The organism is Zoogloea sp. (assembly GCF_041908905.1).
In the GTDB taxonomy this organism is placed as follows: Bacteria; Pseudomonadota; Gammaproteobacteria; order Burkholderiales; family Rhodocyclaceae; genus Zoogloea.
The window spans coordinates 1-12,064 of sequence record NZ_JAYREK010000008.1 but is presented as its reverse complement, the minus strand read 5'-3'; the positions used below and the strand labels follow the sequence as shown (position 1 = coordinate 12,064).

10 protein-coding genes are annotated in these 12,064 nt (G+C 50.4%); all 10 read left to right on the top strand.

The features are described from left to right. The first annotated feature begins 32 nt into the window (after positions 1-32). Entirely contained in the window at positions 33-1,271 is a 1,239-nt protein-coding gene (locus ACE3OU_RS06870) for a polysaccharide export protein (RefSeq protein WP_374240807.1), read from the top strand. 275 nt (positions 1,272-1,546) lie between these two features. Continuing rightward, a complete protein-coding gene (locus ACE3OU_RS06865) occupies positions 1,547-3,787 on the top strand; it encodes a polysaccharide biosynthesis tyrosine autokinase (RefSeq protein WP_374240806.1) in 2,241 nt (746 codons plus the stop codon). A 38-nt stretch (positions 3,788-3,825) separates the two neighbouring features. Beyond that, positions 3,826-5,070, top strand: a complete 1,245-nt coding sequence (locus ACE3OU_RS06860) for a lipopolysaccharide biosynthesis protein (protein ID WP_374240805.1) — start codon at positions 3,826-3,828, stop codon at positions 5,068-5,070. A 16-nt stretch (positions 5,071-5,086) separates the two neighbouring features. Then, complete coding sequence (locus ACE3OU_RS06855; protein WP_374240804.1) at positions 5,087-6,340, top strand: O-antigen ligase family protein; 1,254 nt, start codon at positions 5,087-5,089, stop codon at positions 6,338-6,340. Continuing rightward, positions 6,340-7,491 carry a glycosyltransferase family 4 protein gene (locus ACE3OU_RS06850; protein ID WP_374240803.1) on the top strand — a complete coding sequence of 384 codons (1,152 nt, stop codon included), beginning with the start codon at positions 6,340-6,342 and terminating at the stop codon, positions 7,489-7,491. Before ACE3OU_RS06855 ends, ACE3OU_RS06850 begins: the two co-directional genes overlap by 1 nt. Beyond that, positions 7,484-8,680, top strand: a complete 1,197-nt coding sequence (locus tag ACE3OU_RS06845) for a glycosyltransferase family 4 protein (protein ID WP_374240802.1) — start codon at positions 7,484-7,486, stop codon at positions 8,678-8,680. The genes ACE3OU_RS06850 and ACE3OU_RS06845 overlap by 8 nt, the downstream gene beginning before the upstream one ends. 12 nt (positions 8,681-8,692) lie before the next feature. Then, positions 8,693-9,460 (top strand): WecB/TagA/CpsF family glycosyltransferase, encoded by a 768-nt coding sequence (locus ACE3OU_RS06840; RefSeq protein ID WP_374240801.1) that lies wholly within the window; start codon positions 8,693-8,695, stop codon positions 9,458-9,460. Positions 9,461-9,471: 11 nt separating this feature from the next. After that, a complete protein-coding gene (gene gmd / locus ACE3OU_RS06835; protein WP_374240800.1) occupies positions 9,472-10,593 on the top strand; it encodes a GDP-mannose 4,6-dehydratase in 1,122 nt (373 codons plus the stop codon). A gap of 2 nt (positions 10,594-10,595) precedes the next feature. After that, on the top strand, positions 10,596-11,570 hold the full coding sequence (locus tag ACE3OU_RS06830; protein ID WP_374240799.1) for a GDP-L-fucose synthase family protein: 975 nt from the start codon (positions 10,596-10,598) through the stop codon (positions 11,568-11,570). A 127-nt stretch (positions 11,571-11,697) separates the two neighbouring features. Continuing rightward, on the top strand, positions 11,698-12,064 hold a 367-nt coding region (locus tag ACE3OU_RS06825; protein ID WP_374240798.1), incomplete at its 3' end, for an NAD(P)-binding domain-containing protein.

Here is a 12,064-nt window from a genome sequence, read left to right as displayed (position 1 = left end):
AGCTGTCGCCTACTTTGAAAAGCAGGAAGTCCATGAGTCAAGACCTCCACGGGGCCGTCTCCGCCCCCGCCGCGCCTGCCTGCCGGGCCGCCGGCCGCAAGGCCTTCTTCCGCCGAAGCCTCCTCGCCGGCCTGTGTGCCGCGCTGGGCGCCTGCGCCAGCATCGTCCCGGGTGACCGCGCCTATTCCCTGCGCGGCGAGCAATCCGAAGTCAAGCTGCCGGTAAAGGCCGGCGATGCCGCCGAGCCGGTGCCGGCCAACGTGGCCATCAAGCCGATCACCGCCGAGCTCATCATCGAGCAGCTCAAGGCCGCCGCCCCGCAAAAGCCCACCGCCACCAGCGCCAACATGAACGGCCGTGCGGCAAAGGGCAGCGTCATGCCCGCTGCGCCCGACTACAAGGTAGGCCCCGGCGACGTGCTCACCATCATCGTGTGGGACCACCCGGAGCTGACCACCCCGGCCGGCCAATACCGCTCCGCCGACCAGGCCGGCACCGTGGTCAACGAAGACGGCACCATCTATTACCCCTACGTGGGCACCCTGCAGGTCACCGGCAAGACCACCCGTCAGATCCGCGACATGCTTGCCAGGAGCCTCTCCAAATACATCGAGAAGGTCCAGCTCGACGTCCGCGTGGCGGCCTTCCGCAGCCAGCGTATCTACGTGGTGGGCGAGGTGGCCAAGCCGGGCCTGCTACCCATCACCGATGTGCCCATGACCGTGCTCGAGGCGGTCAACCAGGCCGGCGGCTTCGGCCCCGAGGCGGACCACAGCCGCGTGCTGCTCACCCGCAAGGGGACGACATATCGCGTTGACATCCAGTCCATGTACGAAGCCGGCGCCACCGAGCAGAACGCCCTGCTCGAAAGCGGCGACATCCTCAACGTGCAGGACCGCAGCTTCAACAAGATCTTTGTGCTCGGCGAAGTGCAGAAGCCCGGCTCGCTGGTCATGACCAAGAAGCGCTCCACCCTGGCCGAGGCCCTGGCCGACACCGGCTATATCGCGCAAGACCGTTCCAACCCCAAGTGGATCTACGTGATGCGCGGGGATAGCGACGTGCCCGAGCTGTTCCACCTGGACGGCAGCTCCCCCGACGCCATGCTGCTGGCCGACCGCTTCCCGCTCAAGCCCCGCGATATCGTTTATGTGGATGCCGCAGATGTGGTGCGCTGGAATCGGGTGATCAGCAACATCCTGCCCACGGCGCAGACGCTCTACAACACCAGCTTGACACGCTACCCGCTTTTCGGCGGCCGCCAGCCCTAAGCGCATGACCGCCGCCCGCAAACCTACCTCACCCGCCCATCCCCCCGAAAGGGGAGGGCAGGGCAGTGGTTTGCCGACGGCCCCGCGTCCCACCTCGCCCCCTGTAGGTGCGACTTCAGTCGCACGCCGACCCCAATCGCTGAACGACCCATGTCATGCCGCCGCCCCGGGGCGGCTCAAGCCGCCTCCACTTAGCCACCAGACACCCGCCCCACCGGGGCACCCCAAACCCCATAAATTCGGCCCATAACCAAACAAGCCCAATCCACACTCCCATGGAAACCGAAAACCTCAAGCCCGCAGCGGCCATGCCCGGCCAGCAGATAGCGTCCTCAAACGACGAAGGTGAAGGCCTGGCTGTTGGCGAAATCGTCGCCGTGGTCATGGAGCACCGCTGGCTCATCGCCGCCATCACCGCCCTCTCCATCCTGCTGGGCGGAGCTTTTGTCTTTGTGTCCAAGCCCGTCTACAAGGCCGACGGCCTGCTGCAGGTCGAAGAAAAGGGCGGCGGCGGCATGTCCGCAGCCCTCAAGGATCTCCAGCCCCTGCTGGGTGACAGCACAACCGTGTCGGCCGAGCAGGAGATCCTTACCTCGCGCATGGTGCTCGGCCGGGTCATTAACCGCCTCAAGCTGGATATCGAAGTCCAGCCCAAGACCTTCCCCATCATCGGCTCCGCCATTGCCCGCCGCTACAAGGGTGAGGAGCCCAACAGCCCACTGTTCGGCCTGGCCAGCTATGCCTGGGGTGGCGAAACCCTGCAGGTGGACGCCCTGGATGTGCCCCGCAGCGCCGAAGACCAGCCGCTGATCCTCACCGCCGGCGAAAACGGCAGCTTCGAACTCTTCGACGAAGACGGCGAGAGCGTCGTCAAGGGGGCGGTTGGTAACCGTGCCACTGCCGGCAAGTTCTCGATCTTCGTGTCCAACATGGTCGCCCGCCCGGGCGCCCGCTTCGTGCTGGTTCGGCGTTCTATGGAATCGGCCGTTGAACTGCTTCGCAAGGAGTTTACGGTCAAGGAGCGCGGCAAGAAGTCCGGCATTCTCGAGGTAAGCCTCACCGGCCGGGACCAGGAGAAGATCGGCGTCGTCCTCGACGACATCCTCAAGACCTACGTGCGCCAGAACGTGGAGCGCCGCTCCGCCGAGGCCGAGAACACCCTCAAGTTCCTCGAGACCCAACTCCCGACCCTCAAGCGTGAGATGGACGCCGCCGAGGCCGCCTACAACGCCTACCGCCAGAGCCGCGGTAGCCTCGATCTGAATCTCGAAACCCAGAGCGTGCTGCAGTCCCTCGTCGAGGTTGACAACCAGATCGTCGCCCTCAAGCAGGAACGCGACGAACTGCGCCAGAGCTTTACCGCCGAGCACCCCCGCGTGCAGGCCGTGGATCAGCGTCTCCAGCGCCTTAAGGAGCGCCGTAGTCAATTCGATTCAGATGTGAACAAGCTGCCCGATACCCAGCAGAAGGTGCTGCGTCTCGCTCGGGATGTGGAGGTCTCGACCACCCTTTACACCGATCTGCTCAACACCGCCCAGCAGCTCAAGGTGTCCAAAGCCGGCACTGTAGGCGATGTGCGCATCCTGGACCAAGCCGCCGTCTCCCGCGAGGCTGTCGGTATGAAGGCGCCGGTCGTGTTCGCCGTGGCAGCGCTGCTTGGTCTCATTGTCAGCCTCGGTGTGGTGTGGGTGGTGCGCTCCCTGCGCGTGGTGGTCGAAGACCCCGAAACCATCGAATCCCAGCTCGGCCTGCCGGTTTACGCGACCATCCCGCATAGCCCGGAAGAAGCCGCCATCGTCCGCCGCATCAAGAGCGGCAAGGGCAGTGGCGAACTCCTCGCCATTCGCAATCCCGAAGACGACGCCATCGAGAGCCTGCGTGGATTGCGCACGACCATTCACTTTGCGTTGATGGATGCGTCCCACAATTCCCTGCTCATCACTGGCTCCAGCCCCGGTCTTGGCAAGAGCTTCATCTCGAAGAACCTTGGGGCCGTGCTGGCTAATGCCGGTCAGCGCATCGTGATCATCGACGCCGACCTTCGTAAGGGCCATATCAACAAGGAATTTGGACTGCGCCGCGAAATCGGTGTCAGCGAATACGTTGTTGGCTCCGCAAAAATCGAAGACATCGTCAAGCCGACGTCTATTCCGAATCTGTGGGTGGTCACGACTGGCCAGATTCCGCCTAATCCCTCTGAACTTCTGATGCATCAGCGTTTTGAGCAGTTGCTTGAACAGCTTGGCCAGCAGTTCGATACGCTGATTGTTGATGCTCCGCCTATTTTGGCCGTTTCCGATGCTGCGATCATTGGCCGCATGACCGGCGCTACCTTAATGGTTGCGCGTGCAGGGCGCCATCCCATCGCAGAGCTCGAGCAGTCTGTAAAGCGACTGAATCATGCTGGTGTTCAGGTTAAAGGCTTTGTATTCAACGATCTAAATACCGATCGACAGCGTTATCGATATGGTTATAAAGGCTACGTTTACAGCTACAGATATTCAAAATCTGCGTGATTCAATTTCATGCAATATAAAAGATTTCTGAGAGGTAGATGTTGGCCTTAAAAGCGATTTCTTTCAGCCTGGCTTCCCAGGCTTTAAGCAGCGGTACGACCTTCGTTTTAAGTATGTACTTGTTGAGCGTTATGAGTCCAGAGGGCTTTGGGCTATATAACCTAGCATTTGCAGCTATTCTTTTTTTGGCTGGGATTGGGAATGCACTATTCTTAACTCAGATGGTCGTTTTAACTCCGCGGAAGAAAGTTGATGAGCAAAAAGAATATGCAAGAAGAATTCTTTCTTTGCTGGTTATTAGTTGTTTCTTTTGCTCAGTAATCGGAGGGGCTCTAGGTTTTTTTGCGTTCCTCTTGGAATTTAAGGTATGGGGTTTTTTGACTGGAGCGATTGCTATTGCAACCGCTGGGTATGTGTTAAAAGATTTTTATATAAGATATGCCTATATTAACGAGCGAGAAATATGGGTTTTTCTCATAAATTTTTCAAACGCCATATTTTTGGCTTTGTTCTTTACGGTTTTAGCTTTGCTAAATTTTAGCTGCGGTGTTAGTGAAGTATTGGTTGTGTTTGCAGCCTCCCAGTTTTGTGCCGCTTATCTTGGTAAATTCCTAACGGAAATAACTCCCCTTTGGAAAATAAAAAAAATAAAAGAAGATTTTAAGGAGGCATGGGCTGGCGGAAAATGGGATTCTTTAACCAATTGTGTTTATTTTTTAAGAACACAATCACATACGCTAGTTGTTGGAGCTTTAATAGGATCTGCGGCGGTTGCTAAGGTTAACGCGGCTAGAATTTTTGTTTCTCCTGTCACTATTTTGATTCCTGGATTGAGTCAGGTTTTTCTCCCACGGTTAAGCAAAATTAGTGCTCAAGGAACACTTGTACAAGTTGAGAAGCTCACGATTAAGCTCTGTATTCTTTTAGCACTTTTATCGTTGGCCTATGCCGCTTTATTGTTTTTTGTTTATGAGGCATTGATGTCTCTTTTTTCTTTGAAAGAGAGCTATCAAGGAATTGGTTGGTTGGTTGTTTTTTGGATGGTGTATGTTTTTTTTATGGCAATAAATTCAGGGCTGTTTTTAGCTGTTAAAGCTTTGAATCGTTTTAAATATCAAGCTGCCGTGAATTCTGTTTCTGCTGCTGCCTCTGTGATTTTTTCTTTTTGTTTTTGTAGCTTTTATATGGAGGCAGGTGCAGTTTTGGGAATTGTTTTTGCAGAGGTCGTGGCTCTTTCCGCTTTGTTGTATATGTTTCGTAAGTCAGATTTAAAATCGAAATGATTTGTGAGAGATTTCAATGAAAGAGTTGCACCGTCCTTTAAGTACTCGTGAGCTAATATTAGGAAAATGGATTTTCATAATTTCTATTTTCTTATTAGGATTGCCATTGACAGGAGTAATACCGATTCCTTCCGGTGATACTCGAGAGTCAATAGAAGTTTCAGGCGCGGCAGATGCTATGCAGCGTAATCTTGGTGCCACGTTGATTTGGCTTTTTATTTATTGCAGCGCTATTTTTGTTTTGTTTTCGAAGTTCAGAAAATTCTATCCCGTTTTTTCGGGCAGGTCAGTTCTTTATGTCCTGATTGCATACATATTATTGGGATCGGTTTGGTCTCCAGCTCCCCAAAAATGTTTTGTAGATGGGTTTCAATTGCTTGGGCTCTGTGCGGTTTCAATTGTGGGCGCAGTTTGCTATGCAACTCAGCCAGTATATCTTTTTAAGCATGTATCGCTTGCGTTAAGTACAAATATTGCACTGCAGTTGGCTGCAATTTTAATTTTTCCCGATATGACTTCACATCCAAATGGTCGATGGGCCGGCATGACGGGTAGCGCAAATTATTTAGGCTCATTATGCATCGTAGGCGTTTGGGCATTGTCAGCCTGGACTAGCTTTTTTTCGGATAAATATTATTTTTTAAAGTTTATTTTGATGGCGGTTTTTTTTGCGGTGCTGCTTGGTACAAATAGCGTTACCTCTCTAGCTGCTTCTTCGTTAATGGTTTTTTTGTTTTTCTTTTCGCTGCTTTTCAGGGGGGAAAAGAATGTCAGGTCGGTTCGGTTCCTATTCTTTAGTTTGTTGCTTTTTTTTATCGTAGGCGCATTGTTCTCTTTTGGGTTGTCTAATTTACTTGAGCTCTTAGGGCGTGAGGAAAACGCTTCAGGTCGCGATGTTATTTGGTTGTCGGCGCTTGATCTTATTCAAAAGAATCCAATTGTGGGTTATGGATTTGGATCAGACACGGAGAGTCTTGGTGCCCTTCATTGGGCTACAACTTTTCATAATGGGTATCTAGAGGTCTGGGTTAAGTTGGGTTTGATAGGCGTATTGATGACATGTGCGATTCTTTGGAGCTATTTGAGATCTGCGCATGCAGTGAAGAACGTCGAGTCTAGCGTTGTATATAAAGCTTCAATTTATTTTCTCGTAGCATTCTGTATTTACAATTTTACAGAGACAGGGTTTTATGTCGCGCGTAGTCCAGTTTGGGTTTTTTTCGTTGCAATGCTTTTTTTTACACTTGCCGTGAAAAAAGAAAGAGTTTGATGTCATCTCTAAAAGCCAAGAAAGTAGTGATTGTTCAACGAAGACTCACGCACTATCGGGTATCTCTCTTTGAACAGCTTAAAAAAAGTTTGGATGAGAATGGCGTCGAACTTGTTTTGTTATACGGAAAAGAGCATTCGGAAGAAAGTCAGAAAAAAGATAGTGCTAATATTTCATGGGCCAAAGCAGTTTATTCAGCCTATTTTTTTGGCAGAAAAGCATGTCTTATGAATATTTCTGGAGGTGCTGCTTCTTGTGATCTGTTAATACTCCCTCAGGAAAATTCTTTGATTGCAAACTATCTGTACATATTTAATCCGTACAGAAAAAATATGATTGCGTTTTGGGGGCACGGAGCAAACTTACAGTCTTCTAATCCGAATGGATGGCGCGAGAAGTTCAAAAAATTTGTTTTGAAAAAAGTTGATTGGTGGTTTGCTTACACAGATCACAGTGCAAATATTATTAAATGGTCAGGTTTTTCTGATAGAAAAATTACAGTTTTAAATAATTCTATTGACGATAAGCAATTAAGAGCCGATTTAAAAACTCTGGTTGGTGAAAAAAAATATTTGAGAGATGAGTTGGGCCTTCCAGAGAAAGGTCATGTTTTTCTTTATATCGGTTCTCTTTACGAGGACAAGAGGTTGGATGTTCTTATCGAAGCAGTCGACAAAATAAAAAGAACTCTTTTTGATTGCTCTTTGTTGATTGTTGGTGATGGTCCGTCCAAGAGTTTTATTTTAGAAGCGATAAGAAAAAGACCATGGATTAAGTGGGTCGGAGCACGTTATGGTCTTGAAAAAGCAAAGTGCTTATGTGTTGCAGATTTTATTCTCAATCCTGGGGCTGTTGGGCTGAACGTTCTTGACTCATTCGTTTCGGAGACTCCTATTGCTACATTCGCCAGTGCGAAGCATGGCCCGGAGTTTGCTTATCTGGTAAATAGGAAGAATGCCATAGTTGTTGAGAGTGATTTGGATCAATATGTTGAGGCTATATTGAAAGCTTTGTCCGATAATAAAATTTACGCACAGTTGCTGGAAGGCTGTAGGGATAGAGCAAACGAGATAACTTTAGAGCGTATGGTTAAAAGGTTCACTTTCGGGATATTGAGTGCTCTAGAGCAAGCAGGGATTTCCGATGATTAATAAAGTCCTGTTTGTTCATAACTATTATGGATCTGCGTCGCCGTCTGGTGAAAATCAGGTTTTTGAGGCAGAGGCTAATCTTGTAGCTGCTCAAGGTGTATGTGTTGAGCGTTTTGTAAAAAGTAGCGACTCTATTCGTCAAATGGGGGCCGTGGGGGCATTAATAGGAGCCCTGTCGACTCCTTGGAATCCGTTTTCAGCCGCTGAGATAAGAAAGAAAGCACTACAGTTTCGGCCAGATGTTGTTCATGTTCACAACACGTTCCCTCTGATTTCTCCCAGTATATTTACGGCGCTGCGTGGTATCTGCGCGAGAGTTTTGACTTTACATAACTACCGCCTGTTCTGCTCTGCAGCGATCCCCATGAGAGGTGGTGAGGTTTGCATAGAGTGTATCGAAAAGCGCTCTAGCCTTCCGAGTTTGCGATACGGTTGTTATCGAGGAAGTCGGTTAGCAACTCTTCCGTTAGCAGCTAATATTGGCTTGAGTCGAGCCTTGAAAATATGGCAAAACGATGTTGATGCCTTTGTGGTTTTGTCTGAATTTCAAAGAGATTTGGTTGTGGCGGCTGGGCTGCCAGAAAAGAAAGTTTATGTTAAACCTAATTTTTATCCAGGGTGCCCGTCCGTAGTGCAATGGGGCGAAAGAGGGAACTATGCAGTATTTGTAGGTCGATTAACGCCTGAAAAAGGTGTTGATATCCTTTTGGATTCTTGGAAAAGTTTAATTGGTCGGTGTAAAGTTGAACTGAGAGTGATTGGTAGTGGCCCTCTTCTGGAGCATTTAAAGCATAAAGCCGTAGGGTTGCCTATTACTTTCATGGGGCAACTTTCGTCGGAAGATGCTCAAAGACAAATCGCAAGCGCAAAGTTACTGATTTTGCCTTCCATTTGTTACGAAGGATTTCCAATGGTTGTTAGAGAGGCATATGCTTTTGGGACGCCGGTCGCTGCTTCTGATTTAGGCCCTCTTTCATCGATAGTAAAAAACAATATTAGCGGGGTTCTTTTTCGTGCAGGAGATTTTTCTGATATATGCGAAAAAATTTCTCAGATTCTTCGGGATGATGAAACTTTAAAAAAACTAAGCTCCGGCGCTCGCGAAGAGTTCGAAAAATTTTACACCGAAGAGAATAATTGGGGCTTATTGCGTTCCATTTATGAGGCTTCTTGTTCTGATGTTAAATAGAAGAAAGTTCTCATGACAGAAAATATGCTTGGTTACATGGTTGATGTCCGCTCTCGTAGCAAACTTCTTGAAGATATTTACGAAAAAATTTCTTCGAAAGAACGCGTCGGATTGGGAGCGCTATGGTTGGCATGTATTAATCCTCATTCATACGCAGAGGCAAAGAAAGATCGCCATTTTTCTGAGGCATTGAAAAACGCCGATTGGCTTATTCCCGATGGCGCTGGCGTAGTGCTGGCTTCAAGGTTGCTCGGTGGGTCTATTGAAGAAAGAGTTACAGGGTCTGATATTTTTTTTGGTGTGTTAGAGTGTTTGAATCAGAAAGGGGGGGGCTCGGTTTTTTTTATGGGGGCATCAGAGGAGACACTCGCTATCATAAGAAAAAAAATAGCAATTGATTATCCTCGAGTACGCTTGGCTGGGACCTATTCCCCCCCGTTTAAGCCTTCATATTCGAATGAAGAAATAAAGAATATGATAACGGCGATAAATTCTGCTGCGCCCGACGTTTTGTGGGTTGGAATGACTGCCCCAAAGCAGGAGAAGTGGATATTTGATAATAGATCAAAGCTAAATGTCCGGTTTATAGCTGCGATTGGTGCCGTTTTTGACTTTTATTCTGGAAAGGTTCGACGCTCTCATCCTGTCTTTCAGAAGATGGGGCTTGAATGGTTGCCGCGTCTTGTGCAGCAGCCGCGTAGGTTATGGCGAAGAATGCTAGTCTCTGCACCTATATTTCTTTGGGATGTTTTTTTAAATAAACGCGTTAAAAAGTATTGAAGGAGAGTGTTTTGAAAAAAGTCGCTTTAATTACTGGTGTTACAGGTCAAGATGGATCTTATCTTGCTGAGTTTTTGTTGGAAAAAGGTTATGAAGTTCATGGTATAAAAAGACGGGCTTCACTTTTTAATACTCAGCGTGTGGATCACATTTACCAAGATCCTCATGTAGATAACCAGAATTTTGTGTTGCACTATGGTGATTTGACGGACTCCTCTAACCTGACTCGCATTCTTCAGCAAGTTCAGCCGGATGAAGTTTATAACCTCGGCGCACAGAGCCATGTGGCGGTCAGCTTTGAGTCTCCCGAGTACACCGCTGACGTCGATGCAATGGGGACGCTCCGCTTGCTGGAGGCAATTCGTTTCCTTGGCTTGGAAAAGAAAACCCGCTTTTATCAAGCTTCGACTTCGGAACTCTATGGCCTGGTTCAGGAGATTCCCCAGCGGGAGACGACACCCTTCTATCCTCGCTCTCCTTACGCCGTCGCCAAGCTTTACGCTTACTGGATTGCCGTGAATTATCGCGAGGCGTATGGCATCTACGCGTGCAACGGTATTCTGTTCAACCATGAAAGTCCGCGTCGTGGCGAAACGTTCGTTACGCGCAAGATCACTAGGGGTTTGGCCAATATTGCGCAAGGCCTCGAGAAATGTTTGTTCATGGGTAACCTCAACGCACTTCGTGACTGGGGGCATGCCAAAGACTACGTGCGCATGCAGTGGATGATGTTGCAGCAGGATCAACCCGAAGATTTCGTGATTGCTACAGGCGTGCAGTACTCGGTGCGTCAGTTCATCGAATGGTCAGCGGCGGAACTCGGGGTTTCTCTGCGCTTTGAGGGCGAGGGCGTGGATGAGATTGGTATCGTCGACGCCATCTCCGGCGATAAGGCTTCAGCACTGAACCTGGGTGATGTCATCGTGCGAGTTGATCCTCGCTACTTCCGTCCCGCAGAAGTTGAGACCCTTCTTGGTGATCCGACCAAGGCAAAGGAAAAACTTGGTTGGGTGCCGGAAATCACGGTGCAGGAGATGTGTGCCGAAATGGTTGCCGAGGATCTCAAGGTTGCTCAGCGGCATGCTTTCTTGCGGGCCCACGGACATGACGTACCGGTTTCGGTGGAGAACTGAGCATGCCGCGCAACGTGACTGATCGCGTTTTTGTGGCCGGCCACCGTGGCATGGTTGGTTCTGCAATCGTCCGGCGTCTTCAATCCTTGGGATATGTCGATATTGTTACGGCAGGCCGTGAGGAATTGAATCTGCTGGATCAGAAGGCGGTCGAGAGCTTTTTTCAGCAGAAGCAGGTCGCTCAGGTATATCTCGCCGCAGCCAAGGTGGGGGGGATTCACGCGAACAATACTTACCCGGCGGAGTTCATCTACGAAAACCTGATGATCGAAGCCAATATTGTTCATTCTGCCCACGTTTGCAATGTTCAAAAGCTTCTTTTTCTGGGGTCCTCGTGCATTTACCCGAAGCACGCCGAGCAACCCATGAAAGAAGAGGCGCTGCTGACAGGTGTCCTGGAACCGACCAATGAGCCCTATGCGATCGCGAAGATTGCTGGGATCAAGCTGTGTGAGAGTTATAACAGGCAGTACGGCAGGGATTATCGCAGCGTTATGCCGACTAATCTCTATGGGCCTAACGACAACTTTCATCCGGAGAACAGCCATGTGATCCCCGCGTTGCTTCGCCGTTTTCGCGAGGCGGTGCAGCGGGACGATGAGGAGGTGGTTATCTGGGGTAGCGGTACGCCGATGCGCGAGTTCCTTCACGTCGACGATATGGCTGCGGCGAGTGTTCATGTCATGGAACTTGACGACGTAACCTATCAGGCGAATACACAGCCGATGCTGTCTCATATCAACGTCGGTACCGGCGTTGATTGCACGATTCGGGAGTTGGCCGAAACGGTTGCCCGTGTTACCGGGTTTGCCGGTCGTTTGGTGTTTGACGCAACCAAGCCGGATGGCACGCCCCGTAAGCTTATGGATGTTTCCCGCCTCAAAGCTCTGGGATGGATGTCTTCAATCGGTCTCGAAGACGGTCTGAGGGATGCTTACCGGTGGTTTGTTGAGTCTCAGGAAGAAGCACGTCTCTGATTATGAGCAATTCAGATGGATCCGAGCGTCGGAGGCTTTACGGTTCAACGACGCTCGGGCCTTTTTTGAAGTCTTTCGCTTAGTCAAGTTTCAGCAACTGTATTCGTCTTAAGGATTTAACAACAGCATGACCACCATCGCAGTCATCGGCCTCGGCTACGTAGGCCTGCCCCTTGCCGTCGAGTTCGGCAAGAAAGTGAAGACCGTCGGTTTCGACCTGCACCAGGAGAAGGTGGATGCCTACGCCCGCCACGTCGATCCGACCGGGGAAGTGAGCACTGAAGACCTGAAGGCCGCGGTGCATCTCACCTGCAGCACCGACCCGCAGATCATCGCCGAGGCCGACTTCATCATCGTCGCCGTGCCGACCCCGGTGGACGAGGCCCACCAGCCCGACTTCACCCCGCTGGTCAAGTCGAGCGAGAGCGTCGGCAAGTACATGAAGAAGGGCGCCATCGTGGTGTACGAATCCACGGTGTACCCCGGCGCCACCG